22 protein-coding genes are annotated in these 25,215 nt (G+C 72.1%); 17 read left to right on the top strand and 5 right to left on the bottom strand.

Annotated elements, in window-relative coordinates; translation table 11 throughout:
- The first annotated feature begins 1 nt into the window (after position 1).
- The 7 genes from ACFZCY_RS07300 to ACFZCY_RS07270 all read left to right on the top strand — a co-directional run bounded on the left by ACFZCY_RS07300 (position 2) and on the right by ACFZCY_RS07270 (position 10,594).
- Positions 2 to 931, top strand: a complete 930-nt coding sequence (locus ACFZCY_RS07300) for an adenosylcobinamide-GDP ribazoletransferase (RefSeq protein ID WP_391170036.1) — start codon at positions 2 to 4, stop codon at positions 929 to 931.
- A 97-nt stretch (positions 932 to 1,028) separates the two neighbouring features.
- Positions 1,029 to 2,597 (top strand): leucyl aminopeptidase, encoded by a 1,569-nt coding sequence (locus ACFZCY_RS07295; RefSeq protein WP_391170035.1) that lies wholly within the window; start codon positions 1,029 to 1,031, stop codon positions 2,595 to 2,597.
- Positions 2,598 to 2,831: 234 nt separating this feature from the next.
- Positions 2,832 to 4,220 carry a dihydrolipoyl dehydrogenase gene (gene lpdA / locus ACFZCY_RS07290; RefSeq protein WP_391170034.1) on the top strand — a complete coding sequence of 463 codons (1,389 nt, stop codon included), beginning with the start codon at positions 2,832 to 2,834 and terminating at the stop codon, positions 4,218 to 4,220.
- Between the two features lie 54 nt (positions 4,221 to 4,274).
- A complete protein-coding gene (gene sucB / locus ACFZCY_RS07285) occupies positions 4,275 to 6,023 on the top strand; it encodes a 2-oxoglutarate dehydrogenase, E2 component, dihydrolipoamide succinyltransferase (RefSeq protein ID WP_391170033.1) in 1,749 nt (582 codons plus the stop codon).
- A gap of 161 nt (positions 6,024 to 6,184) precedes the next feature.
- A complete protein-coding gene (locus tag ACFZCY_RS07280; protein ID WP_055551003.1) occupies positions 6,185 to 6,808 on the top strand; it encodes a GntR family transcriptional regulator in 624 nt (207 codons plus the stop codon).
- A 93-nt stretch (positions 6,809 to 6,901) separates the two neighbouring features.
- The gene (gene aceE / locus ACFZCY_RS07275; protein WP_391170032.1) at positions 6,902 to 9,577 is read left to right on the top strand and encodes a pyruvate dehydrogenase (acetyl-transferring), homodimeric type; all 2,676 of its coding nucleotides are present in this window, start codon (positions 6,902 to 6,904) and stop codon (positions 9,575 to 9,577) included.
- 36 nt (positions 9,578 to 9,613) lie between these two features.
- A complete protein-coding gene (locus ACFZCY_RS07270; protein WP_391170031.1) occupies positions 9,614 to 10,594 on the top strand; it encodes a WYL domain-containing protein in 981 nt (326 codons plus the stop codon).
- A gap of 3 nt (positions 10,595 to 10,597) precedes the next feature.
- Here the strand turns inward: ACFZCY_RS07270 and ACFZCY_RS07265 are convergent, their stop codons facing one another.
- Entirely contained in the window at positions 10,598 to 11,527 is a 930-nt protein-coding gene (locus ACFZCY_RS07265; protein ID WP_391170030.1) for an SDR family oxidoreductase, read from the bottom strand.
- 150 nt (positions 11,528 to 11,677) lie between these two features.
- On the opposite strand from ACFZCY_RS07265, the gene ACFZCY_RS07260 reads away from it, so the two are divergent.
- Positions 11,678 to 12,196 carry a DUF4240 domain-containing protein gene (locus ACFZCY_RS07260; RefSeq protein WP_391170416.1) on the top strand — a complete coding sequence of 173 codons (519 nt, stop codon included), beginning with the start codon at positions 11,678 to 11,680 and terminating at the stop codon, positions 12,194 to 12,196.
- A gap of 70 nt (positions 12,197 to 12,266) precedes the next feature.
- Here the strand turns inward: ACFZCY_RS07260 and ACFZCY_RS07255 are convergent, their stop codons facing one another.
- Positions 12,267 to 12,797 (bottom strand): GNAT family N-acetyltransferase, encoded by a 531-nt coding sequence (locus tag ACFZCY_RS07255; RefSeq protein WP_391170029.1) that lies wholly within the window; start codon positions 12,795 to 12,797, stop codon positions 12,267 to 12,269.
- Between the two features lie 68 nt (positions 12,798 to 12,865).
- On the opposite strand from ACFZCY_RS07255, the gene ACFZCY_RS07250 reads away from it, so the two are divergent.
- From ACFZCY_RS07250 to ACFZCY_RS07235, 4 genes are all read left to right on the top strand, one after another.
- Entirely contained in the window at positions 12,866 to 13,765 is a 900-nt protein-coding gene (locus ACFZCY_RS07250) for a TIGR01777 family oxidoreductase (RefSeq protein ID WP_391170028.1), read from the top strand.
- Positions 13,766 to 13,948: 183 nt separating this feature from the next.
- Entirely contained in the window at positions 13,949 to 15,277 is a 1,329-nt protein-coding gene (locus tag ACFZCY_RS07245) for an FAD-dependent oxidoreductase (protein ID WP_391170027.1), read from the top strand.
- A gap of 219 nt (positions 15,278 to 15,496) precedes the next feature.
- Positions 15,497 to 16,297, top strand: a complete 801-nt coding sequence (locus tag ACFZCY_RS07240; RefSeq protein ID WP_391170026.1) for a nucleotidyltransferase domain-containing protein — start codon at positions 15,497 to 15,499, stop codon at positions 16,295 to 16,297.
- A gap of 9 nt (positions 16,298 to 16,306) precedes the next feature.
- Positions 16,307 to 17,071: a metalloregulator ArsR/SmtB family transcription factor gene (locus ACFZCY_RS07235; protein ID WP_391170025.1), complete on the top strand. Its 765-nt coding sequence runs from the start codon at positions 16,307 to 16,309 to the stop codon at positions 17,069 to 17,071.
- A gap of 18 nt (positions 17,072 to 17,089) precedes the next feature.
- Here ACFZCY_RS07235 and ACFZCY_RS07230 read toward each other — a convergent pair whose 3' ends face one another.
- Entirely contained in the window at positions 17,090 to 18,610 is a 1,521-nt protein-coding gene (locus tag ACFZCY_RS07230; RefSeq protein WP_391170024.1) for a regulator, read from the bottom strand.
- A 190-nt stretch (positions 18,611 to 18,800) separates the two neighbouring features.
- Here ACFZCY_RS07230 and lipB point away from each other — a divergent pair, with 190 nt between their 5' ends.
- From lipB to ACFZCY_RS07210, 4 genes are all read left to right on the top strand, one after another.
- A complete protein-coding gene (gene lipB, locus ACFZCY_RS07225) occupies positions 18,801 to 19,619 on the top strand; it encodes a lipoyl(octanoyl) transferase LipB (RefSeq protein WP_391170023.1) in 819 nt (272 codons plus the stop codon).
- A 147-nt stretch (positions 19,620 to 19,766) separates the two neighbouring features.
- Entirely contained in the window at positions 19,767 to 20,711 is a 945-nt protein-coding gene (lipA, locus tag ACFZCY_RS07220; RefSeq protein ID WP_361474413.1) for a lipoyl synthase, read from the top strand.
- Positions 20,712 to 20,944: 233 nt separating this feature from the next.
- A complete protein-coding gene (locus tag ACFZCY_RS07215; RefSeq protein ID WP_179933831.1) occupies positions 20,945 to 21,142 on the top strand; it encodes a hypothetical protein in 198 nt (65 codons plus the stop codon).
- A gap of 10 nt (positions 21,143 to 21,152) precedes the next feature.
- The gene (locus ACFZCY_RS07210) at positions 21,153 to 21,833 is read left to right on the top strand and encodes a DUF4191 domain-containing protein (protein ID WP_055550980.1); all 681 of its coding nucleotides are present in this window, start codon (positions 21,153 to 21,155) and stop codon (positions 21,831 to 21,833) included.
- Positions 21,834 to 21,936: 103 nt separating this feature from the next.
- On the opposite strand, the gene ACFZCY_RS07205 is transcribed toward ACFZCY_RS07210, so the two are convergent.
- On the bottom strand, positions 21,937 to 22,404 hold the full coding sequence (locus ACFZCY_RS07205) for an RDD family protein (RefSeq protein ID WP_391170022.1): 468 nt from the start codon (positions 22,402 to 22,404) through the stop codon (positions 21,937 to 21,939).
- A gap of 202 nt (positions 22,405 to 22,606) precedes the next feature.
- Here ACFZCY_RS07205 and glnA point away from each other — a divergent pair, with 202 nt between their 5' ends.
- Entirely contained in the window at positions 22,607 to 24,016 is a 1,410-nt protein-coding gene (glnA, locus tag ACFZCY_RS07200) for a type I glutamate--ammonia ligase (RefSeq protein WP_391170021.1), read from the top strand.
- Between the two features lie 82 nt (positions 24,017 to 24,098).
- On the opposite strand, the gene ACFZCY_RS07195 is transcribed toward glnA, so the two are convergent.
- Positions 24,099 to 24,956: a hypothetical protein gene (locus tag ACFZCY_RS07195; RefSeq protein WP_391170020.1), complete on the bottom strand. Its 858-nt coding sequence runs from the start codon at positions 24,954 to 24,956 to the stop codon at positions 24,099 to 24,101.
- Between the last annotated feature and the right edge of the window lie 259 nt (positions 24,957 to 25,215).

Below are 25,215 nucleotides of genomic sequence, written 5' to 3'. Positions count from 1 at the left end.
GATGGACACCACGCCGGAGCAGTCCCCCGACCGCCAGCCGGACCCGGACCCGGAGCAGCCGCCGGAACCGGACCCGGAGATACCGCCGCACCCCGGCGCGGACATCCCGCCGGACCCCGGTGCGGAGATACCGCCGCGTCCCGCGCACCCGCCGCGCGCCTCCCTCGACGACGGCCTCCGCTTCGCCTTCGGCACGCTCACGGCGCTGCCCGTACGGGTGGCGCGCTGGGATCGCGAGGCGGCGCGCGTCGGCATGCTGTGCGCCCTGCCAGTCGGGCTGACGGTCGGGCTGTGCGCGGCCGCGGTGGGCGGTGTGCTGCTGTTCCTGGGTGCCGGGCCGCTGCTCGCGGCGGTCGCCACCGTCGCCGTACCCGCCGTACTGACCCGCGGCCTGCATCTCGACGGGCTCGCGGACACCGCCGACGGGCTCGGCAGTGGCAAGCCCGCGGACGAGGCGTTGCGGATCATGAAGCGGTCGGACATCGGCCCGTTCGGCGTCATCACCCTGCTGTTCGTGCTGCTCGCGCAGGTGGCGGCGCTGGCCGAGCTGTACGGGCAGAGCTGGACGCGCGGCGCGGTGGCCGCCGCCGCGTCGGGGCTCGTCGCCCGGTGCGCCCTGACGCTCGCGGCCCGTCAGGGGATGCCCGCGGCCCGGCCGGAGGGGCTGGGCGCCGCGGTGGCGGGGGTGGTGCCGTCACGGGCGGCCGTCGGCGCGGCCGCGCTGGCCGTCGTCGCTTGCGCGGCGGCGGGCGCGCTGGTCGATGTGTACGCCATGCCGAGGCACGGGCTGGCGGCACTGGCCGGGCTCGCGGCCGCGGATCTGCTGTCGCGCCACTGTGTGCGCCGTTTCGACGGTGTGACGGGTGACGTCTTCGGCGCCCTCGCCGAAACCGCGGGCACGGCGGCGCTGCTGGTCCTGACCTTCGGCTGATGGGCCCAGAAGGCGCGCCGCGCCTCGGAATAAGCTGGGCGCACGGCTGACCACACCCGACGTCGGCCGGACCTATCGGAAGAGGGATCCGACCACTGTGACTGCACTGACTCTCAGCACCTCCTCCGCCGCGACGCTGCGCGCGGATGCCATCGTCGTCGGCGTCGCGAAGGGGCCCAAGGGCCCCGTCATCGCCCCGGGCGCCGAGGCCGTGGACAAGGCGTTCGGCGGGAAGCTCGCCACCGTTCTGGAGACCCTCGGCGCGACCGGAGCCGAGGGTGAGGTGACCAAGCTGCCCGCCGCGTCCGGGCTCAAGGCCCCGGTCGTGCTGGCGGTCGGCCTGGGCGAGGCTCCGGCGAAGGGCGACGGCTTCGACGCCGAGGCGCTGCGCCGCGCGGCGGGCTCGGCCGCCCGGGCGCTCGCGGGGTCGAAGAAGGGCGCGTTCGCGCTGCCGGTCGAGGACGCGGCGGCCGCGGCCGCGGTCGCCGAGGGCGCGCTGCTCGGCGCGTACGCGTACGACAAGAGCAACAGCAACGGCAACGGCGCCAAGAGCGGCAAGGACGCCAAGGGCGGCAAGAACAAGGGCGACGAGGACAAGAAGAACAACGGTCCGCTCGCCGAGGTGGCCCTGCTCGGCGCCAAGCCGCGCGACAAGGCGTACAAGGCGGCGGCCGAGCGGGCCACAGCGCTGATCGCCGAGGTCAACCGGGCCCGCGACCTGATCAACACCCCGTCCAACGTGCTCGACCCGGCCTCGTTCGCGGCGGCCGCCGTGACCGCGGCCAAGGAGCACGGGCTGAAGACGGAGGTGCTGGACGAGAAGGCTCTCGCGAAGGGCGGCTACGGCGGCATCCTGGGCGTGGGCCAGGGCTCGGAGGCCCCGCCGCGGCTGGTGCGGATCGCGTACACCCACCCCAAGGCGGAGAAGACGCTCGCGCTGGTCGGCAAGGGCATCACGTACGACTCGGGCGGCATCTCGCTGAAGCCGGCCGGTCACAACGAGACCATGAAGTGCGACATGAGCGGCGCGGCCGCGGTGTTCGCCGCGGTGGTGACGGCGGCCAAGCTGGGGCTGCGGGTCAACGTCACCGGCTGGCTGGCGCTGGCCGAGAACATGCCGTCGGGTTCGGCGACCCGCCCCGGCGATGTGCTGTCGATGTACAGCGGCAAGACGGTCGAGGTGCTGAACACGGACGCCGAGGGCCGGCTCGTGCTCGCCGACGCGCTCACCCGCGCGTGCGAGGAGAAGCCGGACGCGATCGTGGACGTGGCGACGCTGACCGGTGCGATGGTGCTGGCGCTGGGCAACCGCACGTTCGGGATCATGTCGAACGACGAGGCGTTCCGCACCACGCTGCACGAGATCGCGGACGAGGTGGGCGAGGCGTCGTGGCCGATGCCGCTCCCGGCCGACCTTCGCAAGAGCATCGAGTCCCCGGTCGCCGACCTGGCGAACATGGGCGAGCGCATGGGTGGCGGTCTGGTGGCCGGTATCTTCCTGAAGGAGTTCGTCGAGGACGGCATCGCCTGGGGTCACCTGGACATCGCGGGTCCCGCCTTCAACGACGGCGGCCCGTTCGGCTACACCCCCAAGGGCGGCACGGGCTCGGCGGTCCGCACCCTGGTGCGGCTGGCGGAGCGCACCGCCGACGGGGATCTAGGCTGAGCGGCAGACCCCCTTACCGGGTACCGCCGGGTAACCCCCGATCCCACCAGATCCGGGGGCCGGAGATATCTCACACAGCGGCCCCGCGTCCCGCCTTCCGTCAACAAGTGCGAAGATGTTGTCCCGGCAGGACAGGGCCCCCACACCAGGGCTGCGAGCAAGAAGCGGCCGAACAATCGCCGCCGCCCGGCCACCCACGGTCGGCCCGGCGCACCCATGCATGGAGGACGTGACGTGGCGAACGACGCCAGCACCGTTTTCGACCTAGTGATCCTCGGAGGCGGTAGCGGCGGTTACGCCGCTGCCCTGCGCGCGGCGCAGCTGGGTCTGGACGTCGCCCTGATCGAGAAGGACAAGCTGGGCGGCACCTGTCTGCACCGCGGCTGCATCCCCACGAAGGCTCTGCTGCACGCCGGTGAGCTCGCCGACCAGGCTCGTGAGGGCTCGGAATTCGGCGTGAAGACCACCTTCGAGGGCATCGACATCGAGGGTGTGCACAAGTACAAGGACGGCGTGGTCTCGGGCCTGTACAAGGGCCTGCAGGGTCTGATCGCGTCCCGCAAGGTCACCTATGTGACGGGCGAGGGCCGGCTGTCCTCGCCGACCTCCGTCGATGTGAACGGCGAGCGCTACACCGGCCGCCACATCCTGCTCGCCACCGGTTCGGTGCCGAAGTCCCTGCCGGGCCTGGAGATCGACGGCAACCGCGTCATCTCCTCGGACCACGCGCTGGTCCTGGACCGGGTTCCGAAGTCCGCGATCGTGCTGGGCGGCGGCGTCATCGGCGTCGAGTTCGCCTCCGCGTGGAAGTCCTTCGGGGCCGACATCACCATCGTCGAGGCGCTTCCCCACCTCGTCCCGGTCGAGGACGAGAACAGCTCCAAGCTGCTGGAGCGCGCCTTCCGCAAGCGCGGCATCAACTTCTCCCTGGGCTCCCGCTTCTCGGGCGTCGAGTACACCGACGACGGCGTGAAGGTCTCGCTGGAGAACGGCAAGACGTTCGAGGCCGAGGTGCTGCTCGTGGCCGTCGGCCGTGGCCCGGTCTCGCAGGGCCTGGGCTACGAGGAGGCCGGGGTCGCCATGGACCGCGGCTACGTCCTGGTCGACGAGTACATGCAGACCAACGTGGAGACCATCTCGGCCGTCGGCGACCTGGTCCCCACGCTCCAGCTGGCCCACGTCGGCTTCGCCGAGGGCATGCTGGTGGCCGAGCGGCTGGCCGGCCAGAACCCCGTTCCGGTCGACTACGACGGCGTGCCCCGGGTGACGTACTGCCACCCCGAGGTCGCCTCCGTCGGCATCACCGAGGCCAAGGCCAAGGAGCTGTACGGTGCGGACAAGGTCGTCGCCCTGAAGTACAACCTCGCGGGCAACGGCAAGAGCAAGATCCTGAAGACCGCGGGCGAGATCAAGCTCGTCCAGGTCCGCGACGGTGCTGTCGTCGGCGTCCACATGGTCGGTGACCGCATGGGTGAGCAGGTCGGCGAAGCTCAGCTGATCTACAACTGGGAGGCGCTGCCGGCCGAGGTCGCGCAGCTCGTCCACGCCCACCCCACCCAGAACGAGGCGCTCGGCGAGGCCCACCTGGCACTTGCCGGCAAGCCGCTGCACTCCCACGACTAGTAGTCCGAGCGCGCGACCCATTCCGCACAGATCGTTAAGGAGCAACCGAACACCATGGCGGTATCCGTAACCCTGCCGGCGCTCGGCGAGAGCGTGACCGAGGGCACCGTCACCCGCTGGCTCAAGGCCGAAGGTGAGCGCGTCGAGGCCGACGAGCCGCTGCTCGAGGTCTCGACCGACAAGGTCGACACCGAGATCCCGGCGCCCAGCGCCGGTGTGCTGACGTCCATCAAGGTGGCCGAGGACGAGACGGTCGAGGTCGGCGCCGAGCTGGCCGTCATCGACGACGGCGAGGGCGCCCCCGCCGAGGCCCCCGCCCCGGCGGCCGAGCCCGAGCCGGCTGCCCAGCCCGAGCCCACCCCTGCCCCCGCCGCCGAGGCCCCGGCCCCGGCCGCCGCCCCGGCCGGCGGTGCCGAGGGCACCGACGTCGTCCTGCCCGCGCTGGGCGAGTCGGTGACCGAGGGCACCGTGACCCGCTGGCTCAAGGAGGTCGGCGAGTCGGTCGAGGCCGACGAGCCGCTGCTCGAGGTCTCCACCGACAAGGTCGACACCGAGATCCCCGCCCCGACCGCCGGCACCCTGCTGGAGATCCTGGTCGGCGAGGACGAGACCGCCGAGGTCGGCGCCAAGCTCGCCGTGATCGGCGCCGCCGGTGCCGCTCCGGCCGCCGCGCCCGCCGAGGCCCCGGCCGCCCCCGCCCCGGCCCCCGAGCCGGCCAAGGAGGAGGCCCCGGCCCCGCAGGCCCCGAGCGCCCCGGCGCCGCAGGCCGCCACCCCGGAGCCGGTCGCTCCGGAGCCGGCCCCGGCCGCTCCGGCGCCCGCCCCGGCCCCGGCCGCCAAGGCCCCGACCATCCCGGCTCCGGCCTCCCCCGAGGCCGAGGGCGCGTACGTGACCCCGCTGGTGCGCAAGCTCGCCGCGGAGCACGGCGTGGACCTGGGCACCGTCAAGGGCACCGGCGTCGGCGGCCGCATCCGCAAGCAGGATGTCGTCGCCGCCGCCGAGGCCGCCAAGGCCGCGGCCCAGGCCCAGGCGCCGGCTCCGGCCGCCGCCGCCGCGCCGAAGGCCAAGCAGGAGGTCTCCCCGCTGCGTGGCCAGACCATCAAGATGCCGCGGATGCGCAAGGTCATCGGCGACAACATGATGAAGGCGCTGCACGGCCAGGCCCAGCTGACCAGCGTGGTCGAGGTGGACGTCACCAAGGTCATGCGGCTGCGCGCCCAGGCCAAGGAGTCGTTCGCGCAGCGTGAGGGCGTCAAGCTCTCGCCGATGCCGTTCTTCGTGAAGGCCGCCGTCCAGGCGCTGAAGGCCCATCCGGCCGTCAACGCCCGGATCAACGACGACGACACGATCACGTACTTCGACGTGGAGAACGTCGGCATCGCGGTGGACGCCGAGAAGGGCCTGATGACCCCGGTCATCAAGGGCGCCGGTGACCTGAACATCGCGGGCATCGCCAAGAAGACGGCGGAGCTGGCGGGCAAGGTCCGCTCCAACAAGATCACCCCGGACGACATGTCCGGTGCCACCTTCACGATCAGCAACACCGGCTCGCGCGGTGCGCTGTTCGACACGATCATCGTGCCCCCGAACCAGGTCGCCATCCTGGGCATCGGCGCGACCGTCAAGCGTCCGGTGGTCATCAACCACCCGGACCTGGGCGAGACCATCGCGGTGCGCGACATGACGTACGTGGCGCTCTCCTACGACCACCGCCTGGTGGACGGTGCCGACGCGGCCCGCTACCTGACCGCGGTCAAGGAGATCTTGGAGGCCGGCGAGTTCGAGGTCGAGCTCGGCCTCTGAGCCCCCTGCGGCAGACGGCCGCGCCCCGCACGGGCTTTCCGTGCGGGGCGCGGCCCTTTTTCGTGTCTTCCGGCTCCGTGTCTTTCCGGCTCCGGACCGCGATGCTTCCGCTGCCTGGATAATGACTTCCGTTCACCGCTGGTTCCGAAGGAGCGCTCCCTATGATCCCGCCCGTCGTCCACTCGCTGCGCGAGCAGATCCGCGAGCACATCGTGGAGGGGATCGTCAGCGGGCGGTGGAAGCCGGGCGAGCGGATCGTGGAGCGGCGTATCGCGACCGAGCTGGAGGTGAGCCAGACGCCCGTGCGGGAGGCGCTGCGCGAGCTGGAGACGCTGCGGCTGATCGAGTCGGCCCCGAACAAGGGCGTCCGGGTGCGGAATCTGACCGCGGCCGATCTGGAGGAGATCTATCCGGTGCGGGCCGGTCTGGAGCAGATCGCCGCCGAGCTGGCGGCGCCCCGGCTGGCCGAGGACACCTCGGCGCTGGAGCCCGAGGTGCGGGCGCTGTACGAGGCGGACCGCAGGGCCGACGGCGAGGCCCAGGTGCGGCACACCGTGGCCTTCCACCGGGAGCTGGTGCGGGCGTCGGGCAACAGCGTGCTGCTGCACACCTGGGAGTCGCTGGGCATCGAGATCTGGACGACGCTGTCGATCCGCTGGCTGGGCACCGTGCAGCAGTCGTACGCGGAGGAGCACCAGGCCGTCGTGGACGCGTTCCGGCGGCGTGATCCGCGGGTGGGTGAGCTGGTCAAGGCGCATGTCCTCGGCTGTGCACCGCGTGCCTGATTTCGCGGCACGGAATGCCAATTTCGGCCTACGGACAAGTTTTTCCCTTCATCTACTTTGATCGATCATCGATCAGAACTTACAGTCGACCGCATGACCGATCTCGCTAGCACGCAGCCGAGTGCGCTCGACCAGTTCCCCGACCGGGACCCCGAGGAGACCGCCGAGTGGGGCGCCTCGCTCGCGGCCGTCACCCAGGCCGCCGGCCCGCATCGCGCCTCGTACCTGATGCGCCGCACCCTGGAGCGCGCCGAGGGCGCCGGTCTGTCGCTGCCGCCGCTGCTGGAGTCGGACTACGTCAACACCATCCCGACCGCCGCGGAGCCCGCGTTCCCCGGTGACGAGGCCATGGAGCGCCGGATCACCGCCTGGAACCGGTGGAACGCGGCGGCGATGGTCACCCGTGGCAGCGCGGACGGCCTCGGCGGCCACATCGCCACCTTCGCCTCCGCCGCCTGGCTCTACGAGACGGGCTTCCAGCACTTCTTCCGCGGCAAGGAGGCCGACGGCAGCGGCGACCAGCTCTACATCCAGGGCCACGCCTCCCCCGGCATCTACGCCCGCGCCTTCCTCGACGGCCGGCTGACTGAAGCGCACCTGGACCACTTCCGCCGGGAGGCCGGCGGCGACGGCCTGCCCTCCTACCCGCATCCGCGCCGGATGCCCTGGCTGTGGGAGTTCCCCACCGTCTCCATGGGCCTCGGCCCGATCTCCGCGATCTACCAGGCCCGCTTCAACCGCTACCTGGCCGCCCGCGGCATCAAGGACACCGCCGACTCCCACGTATGGGCCTTCCTCGGCGACGGCGAGATGGACGAGCCGGAGTCGACCGCCGCACTCGCCCTCGCCGGGCGCGAGGGCCTGGACAACCTCACGTTCGTCATCAACTGCAACCTGCAGCGCCTCGACGGCCCGGTGCGCGCCAACTTCAAGATCGTCCAGGAGCTGGAGGCCCAGTTCCGCGCCGCCGGGTGGAACGTCGTCAAGTCGCTGTGGGGCTCCGCCTGGGACGAGCTGTTCGCGGCGGACACCTCCGGCGCCCTGGCGCGGCGGCTGCGCGAGGTCCCCGACGGCCAGTTCCAGACGTACGCGACCCGCGACGCCGCGTACGTCCGCGAGCACTTCTTCGGCACCGACCCGGCCCTCGCCCAGCTGGCGAAGACGCTGACCGACGCCAAGCTGGCCGAGTGTTTCCACACCTCCCGCGCGGGCCACGAGCCGCGCAAGGTGTACGCGGCCTACCGCGCGGCCGTGGAGCACAAGGGCGCGCCGACCGTCATCCTCGCCCAGACCGTCAAGGGCTACACGCTCGGCCCCGGCTTCGAGTCGCGCAACGCGAACCACCAGATGAAGAAGCTGACGGGCAAGGAGTTCCGCGCCATGCGCGACCTCCTGGAACTGCCCATCCCGGACAGCGCGCTGGACGACAGCCTCGTCCCGTACGCCCACCCCGGCCAGGACTCCCCCGAGGTCCGCTACCTCCAGGAGCGCCGCGCCGAACTCGGCGGCCCCGCCCCGGCCCGCAAGGTCCACGCCGTGGCCCTGCCCGAGCCCTCGGCGAAGCCCTTCGAGACCCTGGCCAAGGGCTCCGGCAGCCAGGAGATCGCCACGACCATGGCCTTCGTGCGCCTGGTCAAGGACCTGATGCGGGACAAGGAGACCGGCCGCCGCTGGGTGCCGATCGTGCCCGACGAGGCCCGTACCTTCGGCATGGAGTCGCTGTTCCCGACCGCCGGGATCTACTCCCCGCTCGGCCAGACCTACGACCCGGTCGACCGCGATCAGCTCCTGTACTACAAGGAAGCCGAGAACGGTCAGATCCTCAACGAGGGGATCACCGAGGCCGGTTCGATGGCCGACTTCACCGCCGCCGCCACGTCGTACGCGACGCACGGCGAGCCGATGATCCCCTTCTACATCTTCTACTCGATGTTCGGCTGGCAGCGCACCGCCGACCAGATGTGGGCGCTCGGCGACCAGCTCGGCCGCGGCTTCCTGATCGGCGCCACCGCCGGCCGGACCACCATGACCGGTGAGGGCCTGCAGCACGCGGACGGCCACTCGCACCTGATCGCCTCCACCAACCCGGCGGCGCTCGCCTACGACCCGGCGTTCGCGTACGAGGTCGGCGTGATCGTGCGGGACGGGCTGCGGCGGATGTACGGCCCGCAGGCCGAGGACGTCTTCTACTACCTCACGGTCTACAACGAGACCAAGGTGCAGCCGCCGATGCCGCAGCGCGAGGGCATCGAGGAAGGCATCGTCAAGGGCCTCTACCGGTTCCAGGAGGCCGAGGCGCCCGCCGCCGACGCCCCCCGGATCCAGCTCCTCGCCTCCGGCACCGCCATCCACTGGGTGCTGGAGGCCCAGAAACTCCTCGCCGACGACTGGGGCGTGGCCGCCGACGTGTGGTCCGCCACCTCCTGGAGCGAGCTGCGCCGCGACGCCCTGTCCTGTGACGCGGCGCAGCTCAACGGCGAAGACCGGGTCCCGTACGTCACCCGTGCCCTGGCAGGCGCACCGGGCCCGGTCCTCGCGGTCAGCGACTGGATGCGGGCGGTACCGGACCAGATCAGCCAGTGGGTCGAGCAGGACTGGTACTCGCTCGGCACCGACGGCTTCGGCCTCTCCGACACCCGCGACGCGGCCCGCCGCCACTTCGGGGTGGACGTCCCGTCGATCGTGGTCGCCGCGCTCGCCCGGCTCGCCAAGCAGGGCGCGGTCAAGGCCACGGCCCCCAAGGAGGCCGCCCAGCGCTACGGCATCTGAGCGCGCACCGCCGCCCCGTCACGGCATGATGGGGCGGTGCGTGCCGCGCGACTGATCAAGATGGTGCTTCTGCTCCAGGCTCGGCCCTCGATGACGGGGGCCGAGCTGGCGCGTGAGCTGGAGGTTTCGGAGCGCACGGTGACACGGGACGCCGCCGCGCTCTCCGAGGCCGGGGTCCCGGTCTACGCGGACCGCGGCCGGGCCGGTGGCTACCGGCTCATCGGCGGCTACCGCACCCGGCTGACCGGCCTCGGCCGCACCGAGGCCGAGGCGCTGTTCCTCTCCGGGGTGCCCTCCGCGCTGCGCGAGATGGGCCTCGCCGACGCGGCCTCCGCCGCCCGGCTGAAGGTCTCCGCCGCGCTCCTGCCCGAGCTGCGCGACGCCTCCCACACGGTGGCCCAGCGCTTCCACCTCGACGCCCCCGGGTGGTGGCAGGAGCCGCAGACGCCCTCGCTGCTGCCGGACGTCGCCGAGGCGGTGTGGGACGACCGGCGGCTCACCGTCCGCTACCGCCGCCGGGACACCGAGGTGGACCGCGAGCTGGAGCCGTACGGGCTCGTCCTCAAGGCGGGCGTCTGGTATCTGGCGGCCCGCGCCGACGGTCCGCAGGGCGACTTCCGGGTCTACCGGGTGGACCGTCTCGCCGCGGTCGGGCCCGCGCCCGGCGAGGGCCGTTTCCGGCGCGACGAGACGTTCGACCTGCCCGCCTTCTGGGAGGAGCGGGCGGCGCAGTTCGCGCGCTCGATCCTGCGCGAGGAGATCACCGTGCGCCTCACCCCGGAGGGCGCCCGCGGCCTGCGTCACGTCATGGACCGTACGGCGGTCGAGGAGGCCGTACGGTCCGCCGGGGAGCCGGACGGGGAGGGGCGGATCACCGTGAGCCTGCCCGTGGAGTCGGCCGAGGTCGCGTACGCCCAGCTCCTCGCCCTGGGCCCGGAGGCGGAGGTGCTGGCGCCGCCGGAACTGCGGGAGCGGTTCGCGGCGGCGGCGCGGCGGATGAACGACCTCTACCGGTGAGGCTCACCGGTAGTCGGCTGCGGTGCCTTCCTTGCCGCCGAGGACGACGTCCCGGAAGTACCCGGCGGCGTCCGGCCGCGAGCCGTCGAGGTCGGTGAAGCCGTAGACCTTGGCCAGGTCCCCGCTGAAGACGGACTTCCCGTTCCAGCGCGCCCGGTCCGGGTCGGCGGCGAGCGCGGCGACCCCCCGCCCGACGAAGCGCGGGGTCTCGGCGATGGCGAAGTGCGGCTCCTTCTCCACCGCGTCCCGCCAGTTCTCCTCGGCCACCCCGAAGTGATCCAGCATCTGCTCGGAGCGCAGGAAGCCCGGGGAGACGCACACCGCCGTGCCGTCGAACTCCTTCAGCTCCTGGGCGAGCCCGAAGGCCGTGCGGATGGGGGCGTTCTTGGCGAGGTCGTAGAAGAGGTTCTCCCGATAGGTCTTGTTGAACTCCTCGTTACCGTCGGTCACCTCGACCACCAGGCCGCCCGGATTCCGGATCAGCAGCGGCAGCGCGTAGTAGCTGGTGATCAGGTGGGTCTCGACGCCGAGCCGGAGCATCCGCAGGCCGCCGTCCAGGTCGGTCTCCCAGGACTTCTTGCCGAACGTGATCAGATGCTCACCGCCCCAGACGTCGTTGACCAGCACGTCCAGCCGCCCCTGCTCCCGGTCGACGCGCTCGATGAGCGCCTTGACCTGCTCCGGCTCCAGATGGTCGGTCGGCACCGCGTGCCCCGTGCCGCCCGCCGCCGTGATCAGCTCCGCGGTCTCCTCGATGGTCTCCGTCGTCCGCCCGACCTCGCTGACCCGGTCCCGGGTGGTGCGCCCCGTCGCGTAGACGGTGGCGCCCGCCGCGCCCAGTTCGACGGCCATCGCCCGGCCGGCGCCCCGCGTCGCGCCCGCGACGAGTGCGACCTTGCCCGCCAGTGGCCCCTGTGCGCCCTGTGTGCTCACGTACGTGTCCTCTCCGTGGAGCCGTCATCAGTGACGCGTTCGACGATCGCAAGGAAACCCGACATCTCCTGTCGCATATAACAAGAGAGCCGCATCTGGGTCGCTCCGCGTGCGGGGGTGGGCGCGAGGGCCGATGCTGGTCCCGTGATGATGGACGAGACGGAGTTCTGGGGGCTGGTCGACAGCGCTCGGGAGGCCGCCGAGGGCGACCCCGAGGAGCAGTCCGACCTGCTCGTCGAGCAGCTGTCACAGCTCGACCCGGACTCCGTGCTGGACTTCGCCCGGCACTTCGAGGCCCGCGCCAACCGGGCGTACCGCTGGGATCTGTGGGGCGCCGCGTGGGTGCTGCTGGGCGGCGTCAGCGACGACGCCTTCGAGGCGTTCCGCTACTGGCTGATCGGCCAGGGCCGGGACGTCTTCGAGGGCGCGCTGCACGACCCGGACGCCCTGGCCGAACTGCTCGAGGACTTCGACGAGCAGGTGGACGGCGACTGCGAGGACCTGGGGTTCGCGGCGGACGAGGCGTACGAGCAGCTGACCGGCGCGGTGCTGCCGGAGCTGGCGCTTCCGCCGCGGCCGGACGAGCCGATCGGCACGACGGTCGACTTCGAGGACGACGCGGTGCTGGCGGAGCGGTATCCCCGGCTCTGGGAGCGCTTCCGAGGCTGACCGGTCTCCGGAGCCGGGCGATCGGCGGGTGAGGACGGTCCGGAGCCTGGCGGGCGGCCGGTGAGGACGGTCAGCCGGTGAGGGCGCGGCCCATCAGCACGTCGTCCACGTATCCGCCGTCCAGCAGGAACTCCCCCGGCAGGACGCCCTCGACCACGAAGCCCTCCGACTCGTAGAGCCGCCGCGCCGGGAGGTTGTGGCCGAGCACCCGCAGGGTGATCCGGCTCGCGCCCTGCCGCAGCGCCTCCTCGTACGCCGCGTTCAGCAGCGCCCGCGCGACGCCCCGGCCGCGCGCCTCCGGGGACACCGCGAGCCCCTGTATCTGGCGGACGTGGGCGTTGCTGGCCAGCTGCGTCGGCGGGACGAGCCGCAGATAGCCGACGGGGCGGCCCTCCAGCTCGGCCACCGTGACGTGCACCGGGCGGTTGCGGTGGGTGAAGAACGCGTCGTACGGCGGCTCCGGGGCCGGCAGTACGGAGTGCAGCGTGGACCAGGTACGGCGCTCCAGGGCGACCAGCGCGTGCTCGTCGTCGAGCACGGCGCGCCGGATGAGCGGCGCGGGCAGGGCTGACGGCTGGGGCGGGGCGGAGGGCTCGGACATGCCGGCCACTCTGCCACGCGCTCCTCGACGTCCGACATCCCCCGGAAGATCGGGGGCAGGATGGGGCCATGCGCATCGCGGTCACCGGTTCCACCGGGCTCATCGGCACGGCCCTCGTCCACTCTCTGCGCCGGGACGGCCACCAGGTGGTGCGGCTGGTGCGGCGAACTCCCCGCGAGGAGGCGGAGGTCGAGTGGGATCCGCACCGGCAGTGGGTGGACACCGCCGGGCTGACGGGGTGTGAGGCCGTCGTCCACCTCGCGGGCGCGGGCATCGGCGAGCACCGCTGGACGGCGGCGTACAAGAAGGAGCTGCGGGACAGCCGGGTGCTGGGCACGGCCGCCATCGCGGAGGCCGTGGCCTCCCTGGACACCCCGCCCCGGGTGCTGATCAGTGGAAGCGCGGTCGGGTACTACGGGGACACGGGGGAGCGCGCGGTCGATGAGAGCGCGCCCCCTGGGCACGGTTTCCTCCCCGACCTGTGCCAGGACTGGGAGGAGGCGACCGCCGCGGCGCAGGAGGCGGACGTGCGCACGGTGTTCATCCGCAGCGGTCTGGTGATCGCGCCCGAGGGCGGGGCGTGGGGGCGCCTCTTCCCGCTGTTCAAGGCGGGCCTCGGTGGACGGATGGGCAACGGCCGGCAGTACTGGAGCTTCATCGCCCTGCACGACCACATCGCCGCGCTGCGCCACATCCTGGACACGGCGGACCTCAGCGGCCCCGTCAACCTCACCGGCCCCTCCCCCGTGACCAACCGTGAGATCACCGAGGCCATGGGCCGGGTGCTGCGCCGTCCCGCGCGCCTCCATGTGCCCGCCCCGGCCCTGCGGATGGCCCTGGGCGAGATGTCCACCGACATCCTCGGCAGCGTGCGGGCCCTCCCCCGCAGGCTGCTGGACTCCGGCTTCTCGTTCACCTATCCGCATATCGACGAGGCCCTGAAGGCGGCGGCGGGCGGACGGCGCTGAGAAACCGCCGACGGCCCCGCTGACAGGTCCGAGAGGGCCCGAAAGGTCATCGAGAGGCCATACCCGATCAGCGTGCGACCGTTGTGCGCCCGTGCTCGGTCGATGCGCGTCTGTCATCGACCGTTTTTGCCCCTACCGTCGTGACCGTTCCGATCCGCTCCATCCCGATCCCGGGGAGGGCATGTGTTCAGCAGCGCGCACCGCACGGACGTCGTCATCGTGGGAGCCGGACTCGCGGGGCTGGCCGCGGCCCAGTTGCTGACCGGCGCGGGGATGGAGGTCACCGTCCTGGAGGCCGCGCCCCGGGTCGGCGGCCGTATGACGACCGATACGGTCGACGGCTTCCGGCTGGACCGCACCGGGCAGCTGGTGAACACCTCCTTCCCCGAGCTGCGGCACACCCCGGGACTCGACGCCCTCGCCCTGCGCCCCTTCTCCCAGGGGGTGCTGGTGCACAGCGACGGCCGTACGCAGCGGATCGGCGCACCCCGCGGCCCCCGGAGCACGAGGGGCGCACTCACCACGGCGCGCGCTCTCGCGAGCGCCGCCCGTGCGCCGCTGGGCGGCGGACTCGATCAGGCCCGACTCGGTGCCGCGCTCGGCAGGCTCGCCGCCCTGCCCGCGGACCGCCTCCTCGCCCGCCCCGACCGGCCGGTCCACGAGACCCTGGCGGGGCGGGGCCTTCCCGCTCGTACCGTCGAGGGCGTGCTGCGCCCGCTCCTCGTCTCGCTGCTGAGCGATCCGGGCCTGAACACGTCCAGCCGCTGCGCCGACCTGGTGCTGCGCGGCTACGCCCGCGGCCGGCTGTGCCTTCCGGCGGGCGGCGCCTCCACCATCCCCGAGCTGCTGGCCGCCACGCTGCCGCCGGGGACCGTGCGCACCGACGTACGGGCCACCTCGGCCGCCACCACCACCGTGACCACCGCCGGACACGGCGAGATCCGCTGCCGCGCGGTGCTGGTGGCCACCGGGGCGCACGACGCCGCCGAACTCCTCCCCGGGCTGCGGCTGCCCGCCTTCCACCCGGTCACCGTGCTGCACCACACCGCCGGCCGGCCGCCGCTGCGCGAACCCGCGCTGATCCTCGCCGCGGGCGGCCAGGGCCCCGTCGCGCACACCACGGTCGCGAGCGAGGTCGACCCCTCGCGCACCCCGCCCGGCCGGGTGCTGATCACCTCCACCGTGCTGGGCGCCTCCGCGGGCCTGCCGACCGCCGAACTCGACAGGCAGGCCAGGGCCCAGCTCGCCACGGTCTACGGCACCTCCACCGCCGACTGGGAGCTGCTGGCCGCCCACCACGACCCGCACGCGGTGCCCGCCATGCCCGCACCCCACGACCTGCGGCGCCCGGTGCGGCTGCTGTCCGGGCTGTACGTATGCGGCGACCACCGCGACGCCAGCACCGTGCAGGGGGCCCTCGTCTCCGGCCGCCGCGCCGCCCGCGCGGTGCTCCAGGACTTCGGCGCCACCCCCGGCTCCGACACCCCCGTCGTCCCCGCCGCGGCGGCCTGACCGCCCCTGCCGCCAAGACCCGCGTCCGCCAAGACCCGCGTCCGCCAAGGTCCGCGTCCGCCAAGGTCCGCGTGCGCCAAGTCCCGCGTCCGCTAAGGTCCGTGTCATGAAGCGATGGCCCCGGCGCACCGATCCGCATGACGCCGTCCGAGCCGCCCGCTCCGGCGTCCGTCCCGTGCGCCCGCATGGCCGTCATCCACCGCGCACGATCGGATCCTCATGACTCCCATGACCGACGACGACACCTTCCTCGACCACGCCGCCGACCGGCTGGCCGCCCTGCCCGGCGTGCACGCCGTCACCCTCGGCGGCTCGCGCGCCCAGCACACCCACACCCCGGACAGCGACTGGGACCTGGCCCTCTACTACCGGGGCGGCTTCGACCCGGCCGAGCTGCGCGCGCTCGGCTGGGAGGGCGAGGTCTTCGGGATCGGGGCCTGGGGCGGCGGTGTCTTCAACGGCGGCGCCTGGCTCACCGTCGACGGCCGCCACGTCGACGTCCACTACCGCGACCTCGACGTCGTCGAGCACGAACTCGCCGAGGCCCGGCAGGGCCGCTTCCACTGGGAACCGCTCCTCTTCCACCTCGCGGGCATCCCCAGCTATCTGATTGTCGCCGAACTCGCCATCAACCGGGTGCTCCGCGGCGCCCTGCCCCGCCCCGCGTACCCGGAGGCGCTGCGCGCGGCGGCTCCCCCGTTCTGGCGCGAGAGGGCCGCCCTGACGCTTCGGTACGCCGAGGGCGCGTACGTCCGGCGCGGCCAGGCCACCGAGGTCGCGGGTGCGCTGGCCACCGCCGCTCTGCAGACCGCCCACGCGGTGCTGGCGGCACGCGGTGAGTGGGTCACCAACGAAAAGCGGCTCCTGCGGCGGGCGGGCCTGGGCCACCTCGACACGATCATGGCCGGGCTGCGGCCGGAGCCCGAGGTGCTGGCGCGGGCGATCGCCGAGGCGGAGGAGGTGTTCGGCGCCGCTCGACGCGCCAACGCTTCGCCGGGCGCCGAAGCGACCGCGTCCTAGGCTGAATGCATGGCCGCCTCCCCTGTCTCCCCCGCCCGCGACGCGGACATCGCCCGCGCCGCCACCGCCCTCGCGGACGCCTCCCGCGCCCGGATCCTGCTGGCGCTGGCGGAGGGGCGGGCGCTGCCCGCGAGCGTGCTGGCCACCGAGGCGGGGGTGAGCGCGTCCACGGTGAGCGGTCATCTGGCGAAGCTGCTGGAAGCCGGTGTCGTACGCGTCGAACGGCAGGGGCGGCACCGCTACTACCGGCTGACCGGCCCCGCCGTCGGCGAGGCCATCGAGGCGCTGGCCAGGATCGCGCCGCCGCTGCCCGTCACCTCGCTGCGGGCGGCCACCCACGCCAACGCCCTGCGCCGGGCCCGCACCTGCTACGACCATGTCGCGGGCGGCCTGGGCGTGGCGCTGATGGGCGCCCTGCTGGAGCGCGGCGTGCTGACCGGCGGCGACGGACACCACCACCCGGAGACGGCCCAACGCGACCGGCTGTCCGCCCCCGGCAACGACACCCCGTACCGGCTGACCGACCGGGGGCGGGCCGAGCTGGCCGTGTTCGGCGTGCACACCGACCGGCTCCGCGGCCGCCGCCCCCTGATCCGCTACTGCGTGGACTGGACCGAACAGCGCCACCACCTGGCGGGCGCCCTCGGCGCCGCGATCACCGACCGCCTCTTCGAGCTGGACTGGATCCGCCGGGGAACGCGGCGCCGGGCGATCGACGTGACGAAGGCGGGCACGGCGGGCCTGGCGCGCACGTTCGGGGTGAGCACGGGCTAGCCCCGGCACCGCGACCCACTACCCCAGCGCCGCGACCCGCTCGCGGTAGCCACGCACCGGGGCCGCGTCCCGGTACGGCTCCAGTCGGCGTTCGAAGTCGCGTACGTAGTCCAGCGCCCGCGCCGACCGCATCTCCGAGGCCTGCTGCGCCGCCTCCGCGCCCAGCGTGCACGCCTGCTCCAGCTCGCCGAGGCCCAGCCGGGCCGTGGCCAGCACCACCCGGCTGAAGAGGCGGCTGCGGGCGAATCCGGCGCCGCGCAGCCGCAGCGAGCGCTCCGCGTGCTGGGCGGCGGCGCGGTACTGCTGGAGGTCCCGGTGGCAGTGGCCGAACTCGTCGGCCAGCTGCGCCTCGTCGAAGGTCCGCACCCAGTACGGCACGTCGTCGCCCGGCCGCGACGTCTCCAGCGCCCGCTCGGCGCGGGCGAGCGAGGCGGTGCAGGCCCGTACCTCGCCCAGCACCGCGTGCCCCCGCGCCTCGACCGCGTGCAGCAGGGACTGGAGCACCGGCGGGGCGCCGCCGCCCACGCCCTGCTGGGCCACCCGGGCGAGCTGGACGGCCTCCCGGCCATGGCCCAGGTAGACGGCCTGGCGGCTCATGGTCACCAGCACATAACTCCCGTACGGCCGGTCCCCGGCGGCCTGGGCGAGCCGCAGCGCCTGGACGAAATACCGCTGGGCCAGACCGTGCGCGGCGATGTCGTACGACGTCCACCCGGCCAGCCGGGTCAGGTCCGCCATGGCGCCGAACAGCCGCCGCCCGGTCGTCTCGCCGTAGGTGCCGCGCAGCATCGGCTCGCCCTCGTGCTCCAGGTAGCGCACCAGGGCCTGCCGGGCGTGGCCGCCGCCGTACGTCTGGTCCAGCGTCCGGAACAGCTCGCTGACCGAGCGCAGCGCCGCGATGTCGCCCGGGGTCACCCGGTGGCCGGGCCCGCGCTGGACCCGGTCGGCCTGCCGCTGCCGGGGCACGGGCGCCCGTTCGGCCCGGTCGGCGGTGGCCGCCCGGCCCGCGGCGGCTCCACGGCCCGCGGCGGGGCCCCTGCCGCCCTGGGCGGGGACGGTCGGGCCACCGGCGGCCGGGGGCTCACCGCGCGCCACCCGGTCGTCGGGCCGCCCGATCAGCCAGTCCCGGCTGGGGACGACCAGCCCGGCCGGGGTGAAGGCGATCTTCCGCAGCTCCGCGTGGCTGCCGGAGTCCTTCCGCCACAGCCCGCTGACGATGTCCACCGCCTCCTGCGGGGTGGCGGCGAACTCCAGCCCCGCGTAGACCGGCGCACAGGCGTCGAGGCCCAGGTCCTGGGCGGTCAGCCGGCGTCCCAGTCGCCGGGTGAAGACCTCGGCGATCAGCGCGGGCGTGGTGCCGCGCGGCTGCTGGCCGCGCAGCCAGCGGGTCACCGATGTCTTGTCGTACCGCAGGTCGAGGCCGTGCTCGATGCCGAGCTGGTCCACCCGCCGGGCCAGCCCGGCGTTGGAGAAACCTGCCTCGGAAATCAGCGCGGCGAGCTGACGGTTGGGGATGCGCTGTGGGGGTCGTTCCGTCATCAGCCTGCCGGTCTCCCTGATTCGCTCTCTGGAACGGCGTGAATTTAACTGCCTGTAGCGGGCTGATCGCGCTCGTCGGACTCCTTTCATCCGATCGTGTGAGAACGAGCCGGATACGGGTCGGAAAGCGCGCGGTCGTACAGTGGCGGAGGCACCGCCAACTGTTACGAGGTCCGAAAAGGAGCTTGCCGTGACCGCAACGTCCCCGGGGACGACCCCCGCTTCGCAGCTGCGACTGCGCTACGTCCATCTGGGGTTCGGGGCGGACGCCGTCGATTACCAGGAGGCGTGGCAGGAGCAGCGGCGCGTGCACGCGGCCCGCTTCGCGGACGAGGTCCCGGACACCTGTCTGCTGCTCGAGCACCAGGCCGTCTACACGGCGGGGCGGCGCACGGCCGACAACGAACGCCCGCTGGACGGCACCCCGGTGGTGGACGTGGACCGCGGCGGCAAGATCACCTGGCATGGCCCCGGCCAGCTGGTGGGCTATCCGATCCTCAAGCTGCCGCGCCCGGTGGACGTCGTCGCGCATGTCCGGCGGCTGGAGGAGGCCATGTTGCTGACCTGCGCCGACTTCGGCGTGGAGGCCACCCGGGTGGAGGGCCGCAGCGGGGTGTGGGTGCTGGGCGACCCGGTGGACCGGCGCCCGTCGCTCGGCGGGCTGAAGCTGGACTTCGACCCGCGGGTGGAGGACGAGGAGTTCGACCCGCGCCTCAACGGCCCGGAGTACGCCCCGTCCAACGCCGGACAGCGCCGCGAGGACCGCAAGCTCGGCGCGATCGGCGTGCGGGTCGCCAAGGGCGTGACCATGCACGGCTTCTCGTTCAACTGCAACCCGGACAACACGTCGTACGACCGGATCGTGCCGTGCGGCATCCGGGACGCCGGGGTGACCTCGCTCTCGGCGGAGCTGGGCCGGGACGTGACGGTCGCCGAGGTGATCCCGGTGGTCGAGAAGCATCTGCGGGCGGTCGTGGAGTCCTCCGTCCCGCTGCCGCGCGCCGTATAGCGGCGTCGCCGCCCCAGGGGAATGCGCCCCCGAGGTCGCCGGTTGCCCTGGACGTAAATCCGTACGAATGACGGGCGTACCCTGGTGACCGCCGACGATTCGAAAGCCGCGCCACCCAGACTCGCCAAGCAAAGAGGAGTGCCGGACGTGTCCGCAGTCGCACCCGACGGACGCAAGATGCTGCGTCTGGAGGTCCGGAACAGCCAGACCCCCATCGAGCGCAAGCCCGAATGGATCAAGACCCGGGCGAAGATGGGCCCCGAGTACACCGAGCTGCACGGCCTGGTGAAGCGGGAGGGCCTGCACACGGTGTGCCAGGAGGCGGGCTGTCCCAACATCTTCGAATGCTGGGAGGACCGCGAGGCCACGTTCCTCATCGGCGGCGACCAGTGCACCCGGCGCTGTGACTTCTGCCAGATCGACACCGGCAAGCCGCAGCCGCTGGACCGCGACGAGCCGCGCCGGGTGGCCGAATCCGTACGGACGATGGAGCTGCGGTACGCGACGATCACCGGCGTCGCCCGCGACGACCTCGACGACGGCGGCGCCTGGCTGTACGCCGAGACCGTACGGCAGATCCACTCCCTCATGCCGGACACCGGCGTCGAACTGCTGATCCCGGACTTCAACGCGGACCCCGACCAGCTCGCCGAGGTCTTCTCGTCCCGCCCCGAGGTGCTCGCGCACAACGTCGAGACCGTGCCGCGGATCTTCAAGCGCATCCGCCCCGGCTTCCGCTACGAGCGCTCGCTCGAGGTCATCACCAAGGCCCGCGAGGCGGGGCTCGTCACCAAGTCCAACCTGATCCTGGGCATGGGCGAGGAGCGCGAGGAGATCAGCCAGGCGCTGCAGGACCTGTACGACGCGGGCTGTGAGCTGATCACGATCACCCAGTATCTGCGCCCCTCCGCCCGGCACCACCCGGTGGAGCGCTGGGTCAAGCCGCAGGAGTTCGTGGAGCTGCAGGAGGAGGCGGAAGAGATCGGCTACGCCGGTGTCATGTCCGGCCCCCTCGTCCGCTCGTCGTACCGCGCGGGACGCCTGTACCAGCAGGCCATCGACCAGCGTGAGAGCACCGCGCAGGCGGTGTGACGCCGAAACAGCGATGGCCGGTGTGAGCAACACGCTGTGTGAGTACGGGCACACCGGCCACCCTGTCCGTTTCGGAAAACCGCAGGTCACGGGAGCGATAGAAGCCGCAGCTCAGGCTTCATCGGTGTTTGACCGGCCGGTCACACACTGGTAACACCATTGGGTAACGATAAAACCACGCACCGCTCATGGCCGCGTGTTTCGTGATAATCCACCGCTCCCGAGGGGTACCCATGCCGGCTGCGCCCGTACGCCCGTCCGTGACCGACGCGCTGCTCGCCCTGGAGGGACTGCTGCTGCGCGGCGGCCAGCGCACAGCCCGGCGCAACGCCTGGACCGCGGTCCTGGAGGACCGCCGCCGCGCCAAGGACCGGACCGAGGCCCAGCACGTACTGGAGGCCGTGTCCACCGGGGCTTCCCAGGCCACGTAAACTTCGCCTTATGGCGCGGAAGGAAACATCCGAGAACCCCGGGCGACTGAAGCAGATCGCCCTGACCTACAAGATGACCAAACGGGTCGACTCGAAGGTCGGCCTTGTGGTTGCCGGCGTGGGGATCATCACCTTCGGTGTCCTCCTCGCCATCGGCTTCCTGGTCGGTCACCCCGTCTTCCTGGGCATCCTGGGCTTCGTCCTGGCCTTCCTCGCGATGGCGATCATTTTCGGCCGCCGCGCCGAGCGGGCGGCCTTCGGCCAGATGGAGGGCCAGCCGGGCGCGGCCGCCGCCGTTCTGGAGAACGTGGGCCGCGGCTGGTCGGTGACCCCGGCGGTGGCGATGAACCGCAACCAGGACGTCATCCACCGGGCCGTCGGCAAGGCGGGCATCGTGCTCGTCGGCGAGGGCAACCCGAACCGGCTCAAGGGCATGCTGGCCGCCGAGAAGAAGCGCATGGCCCGCATCGTGTCGGACGTCCCGGTCCACGATGTGATCGTCGGCTCCGGCGAGGGCCAGGTGGAGATCAAGAAGCTCCGCACCAAGCTGCTGAAGCTGCCGCGGGTGCTGCCCGGCGCGCAGGTGACGGTCGTGAACGAGCGGCTGCGGGCGCTGGGCGACCTCATGAGCAACATGCCGATCCCGAAGGGCCCGATGCCCAAGGGCATGCGCATGCCGAAGGGCCGCTGAGCCGCCGGGCGCACCGGACGCCCACGGACGCCGAGACACCACACCACGTGACAAAGGCGGCCCGGGACACGAGTCCCGGGCCGCTTTCGTATGCAATACGGGTTCAGACCCGGATCTGCACGGCGCGGGAGAGCCGGTCGTGCAGCCCGCGGGTGTCACGGTCGAAGACGACCGCGGGGATGACGAGCACCAGCAGCACGCTGCGCAGCACGGCCCGCGGCAGGCTGAGCCGCGTCCCGTCCTCGCCGACCACCCGCAGCCTGAGCAGCAGCTTCCCGGGGGTCGCGCCGACGGTGCCCACGGTCAGCAGGCTGAGCACGAGGAAGACGAGCAGCGCCCAGTTCCCGGCGGCCTGCGGATTACGGTCGGCCAGCAGCGCGTACGAGACGAGCACGCACAGGGCCCAGTCGATGAAGATCGCCCCGAAGCGGCGCCCGAGCGGTGCGATCGCGCCCGGTCCGCTCTCGGGCAGCCCCAGCCCCTGGCCGCGGTAGCCCAGGTCGACGCCCATCTCCTCGGCGGCCGCGCGGGGGCCGGAAAGCCAGGATCCGATTGCTTGCCTCTTGTCCACCCCTCATACGTTACTGGGGTCGTCCGCATACGCCCGTAACGGCCCCTGACCCGGTTAACCTGGGTGAAACAAATGGGTCATGCTCGGGAAATCCCGCCTGCTTATCGTCGGCGACAGCGCGCCATGCACACGGACCGCATGCACACGGACCGCGCGACCGAACATATCCCCGTCCCCCCGCGGCCGGGCTAGGAGGAGTTGGATGTTCCAGAACGCCGACGACGCTCGGAAGTTCATCTCGGACGAGGACGTCAAGTTCGTCGACGTCCGGTTCTGTGACCTTCCCGGCGTCATGCAGCACTTCACCGTACCGGCGGAGGCGTTCGACCCGAACGAGGAGCTGGCCTTCGACGGCTCGTCGATCCGCGGCTTCCAGGCGATCCACGAGTCGGACATGGCGCTGCGTGCCGACCTGTCGACGGCCCGTGTCGATCCCTTCCGCCGCGACAAGACGCTCAACATCAACTTCTTTATCCACGACCCGATCACGGGCGAGCAGTACAGCCGCGACCCGCGCAACATCGCCAAGAAGGCCGAGGCCTACCTCGCCTCCACCGGCATCGCGGACACCGCGTACTTCGGTCCCGAGGCCGAGTTCTACGTCTTCGACAGCGTGCGCTTCGAGACCAAGGCGAACGAGGCCTTCTACCACATCGACTCCGAGGCGGGCGCCTGGAACACCGGTGCGCTGGAGGGCAACCGCGGCTACAAGGTCCGCTACAAGGGCGGCTACTTCCCGACCCCGCCGGTCGACCACTTCGCCGACCTGCGCGCCGAGATCAGCCTCGAGCTGGACAAGGCCGGCCTCCAGGTCGAGCGCCAGCACCACGAGGTGGGCACCGCCGGCCAGGCCGAGATCAACTACAAGTTCAACACGCTGCTGGCCGCGGCCGACGACCTGATGCTGTTCAAGTACATCGTCAAGAACGTGGCGTGGAAGAACGGCAAGACCGCGACCTTCATGCCGAAGCCGATCTTCGGCGACAACGGCTCGGGCATGCACGTCCACCAGTCGCTGTGGCAGAACGGCTCCCCGCTCTTCTACGACGAGCAGGGCTACGCGGGCCTCTCGGACACCGCCCGCTACTACATCGGCGGCATCCTCAAGCACGCCCCGTCGCTGCTGGCCTTCACCAACCCGACGGTGAACTCCTACCACCGCCTGGTCCCGGGCTTCGAAGCGCCGGTCAACCTGGTGTACTCGCAGCGTAACCGCTCGGCCGCGATGCGTATCCCGATCACGGGCTCCAACCCGAAGGCCAAGCGCGTCGAGTTCCGCGCCCCGGACTCCTCCGGCAACCCGTACCTGGCCTTCTCCGCGCTCCTGCTCGCGGGCCTGGACGGCGTCAAGAACAAGATCGAGCCGGCCGAGCCGATCGACAAGGACCTCTACGAGCTGGCCCCCGAGGAGCACGCGGGCGTCCCCCAGGTCCCGACCTCCCTCCCGGCCGTCCTCGACGCGCTCGAGTCGGACCACGAGTTCCTCCTCCAGGGCGGTGTCTTCACCTCCGACCTGATCGAGACCTGGATCGACTACAAGCGCACCAACGAGATCGCTCCGCTGCAGCTGCGTCCGCACCCGCACGAGTTCGAGCTGTACTTCGACGTGTGATCGACGCGCCTCAGCCGCGCTTCGGGGCCGCCACCCGCGAGGGGGCGGCCCCGCCGCGTTTCCGGGACCGCCGCGGAGGGGGTCACTCCCCCGGCGGTTCCGGGACCCGCCAGGTGATCCGGAACCGTTCGGCCGGGGGGAGGTCGGCACGGCCGACGGTTCGGACGTTCTGGATGAGATACCCGAACACCATGTGGTGCGCCTCCTCCGACACGTCGTTCCAGGTGTCCGGCGTCACCGTCATGACCTCCCGCATGAGGCCCATGTCCGACTCCGCCTTCAGCATCTCCGCCCGGTCGTCACGGCTCATGGTCTCGTCGGCGCGCATCGCACGGATCGAGTCCTGGAGGAGGTTGGGTTCGGATCGCAACCGCCGCAGAATCTCCTGACAGCCGTACCGGAACACGTCGAAGGCCTCGGCGGTCTCGAAGCCAGGGTTCTCGTAGCCGTAGGGCGCACCGCTCTCGGCTCCCACGTAGTCGCCCTTCAGGATGCGCAGCAGCGCGCGCAGGGCGAACTCGGCACCGGATTCCTCGATGAGCCGCACACCCACACGCACCCAGTCGTCCTCCGACATCAAGGGCTCGTGCGGAAGCGCGAGCGAGGGATGGATCTCGATGGCGTTGTACGGGTTGAGCAGCGTGCCGGCGACCTGTTCGGCGGTCCACCGGCCGTCCTCGCCTCCCCAACCGCCGAGGGCGAGTTCCTGGGCCGACTTCAGTGCGCCGGATTCGCCCTCGCCGATGGCGCGCCACAGCGGCAGGAACCGGGCCACCTCCTCCCCGGGATCGCGGGGCGGGCTGCACTGTTCGGCCAGCACGGCGACGATGGCGTGCAGGTTCTGCCAGCGCGGTACGCGTAGCCCCTGGAGGGCGGTCCGGACGCCCTCGTGGCTGAGCCTCCCCGGGAGATCATCCCGGTCCTTGATGAGCGCGCTCACCTTTCGTGGGCTCAGTCTGCCCGTAGCCCGGTGCAGTTCCTGTAAGGCCTCGATCAACTCCCGGTGAGCTCTGCTCGGTTGAGGGGAAGACGTGTCGATCACTGTCTGTGAAACCACCTTCCGGCACATGGTGTCAAGTTTTGCCAACATCTTAGGAGTCACCAGGCCAGCGGCGTGGCAGCTTTTGCCAATTCCCCGGCCGTCCCGTCAGACAGTGACTTCCCGTCGGCGGCGGCGAGGAGCATGGAAGTCGCCGCCG

Origin of the sequence: Streptomyces sp. NPDC007983 (assembly GCF_042958345.1) — a bacterium.
In the GTDB taxonomy this organism is placed as follows: Bacteria; Actinomycetota; Actinomycetes; order Streptomycetales; family Streptomycetaceae; genus Streptomyces.
The sequence above is the reverse complement of the archived record's forward strand: the minus strand, read 5'-3'. Positions and strand labels throughout refer to the sequence as shown.

Excerpts from the sequence above, each read along its gene's own strand:
- ACFZCY_RS07300 (WP_391170036.1), top strand. The coding sequence starts at position 2 with ATGGACACCACGCCGGAGCAGTCCCCCGACCGCCAGCCGGACCCGGAC.
- sucB (WP_391170033.1), top strand. The coding sequence starts at position 4,275 with ATGGCGGTATCCGTAACCCTGCCGGCGCTCGGCGAGAGCGTGACCGAG.
- ACFZCY_RS07280 (WP_055551003.1), top strand. The coding sequence starts at position 6,185 with ATGATCCCGCCCGTCGTCCACTCGCTGCGCGAGCAGATCCGCGAGCAC.
- aceE (WP_391170032.1), top strand. The coding sequence starts at position 6,902 with ATGACCGATCTCGCTAGCACGCAGCCGAGTGCGCTCGACCAGTTCCCC.
- ACFZCY_RS07260 (WP_391170416.1), top strand. The coding sequence starts at position 11,678 with ATGGACGAGACGGAGTTCTGGGGGCTGGTCGACAGCGCTCGGGAGGCC.
- ACFZCY_RS07255 (WP_391170029.1), bottom strand. The coding sequence starts at position 12,797 with ATGTCCGAGCCCTCCGCCCCGCCCCAGCCGTCAGCCCTGCCCGCGCCG.
- ACFZCY_RS07250 (WP_391170028.1), top strand. The coding sequence starts at position 12,866 with ATGCGCATCGCGGTCACCGGTTCCACCGGGCTCATCGGCACGGCCCTC.
- ACFZCY_RS07240 (WP_391170026.1), top strand. The coding sequence starts at position 15,497 with ATGACTCCCATGACCGACGACGACACCTTCCTCGACCACGCCGCCGAC.
- ACFZCY_RS07235 (WP_391170025.1), top strand. The coding sequence starts at position 16,307 with ATGGCCGCCTCCCCTGTCTCCCCCGCCCGCGACGCGGACATCGCCCGC.
- ACFZCY_RS07230 (WP_391170024.1), bottom strand. The coding sequence starts at position 18,610 with ATGACGGAACGACCCCCACAGCGCATCCCCAACCGTCAGCTCGCCGCG.
- ACFZCY_RS07215 (WP_179933831.1), top strand. The coding sequence starts at position 20,945 with ATGCCGGCTGCGCCCGTACGCCCGTCCGTGACCGACGCGCTGCTCGCC.
- ACFZCY_RS07210 (WP_055550980.1), top strand. The coding sequence starts at position 21,153 with ATGGCGCGGAAGGAAACATCCGAGAACCCCGGGCGACTGAAGCAGATC.
- glnA (WP_391170021.1), top strand. The coding sequence starts at position 22,607 with ATGTTCCAGAACGCCGACGACGCTCGGAAGTTCATCTCGGACGAGGAC.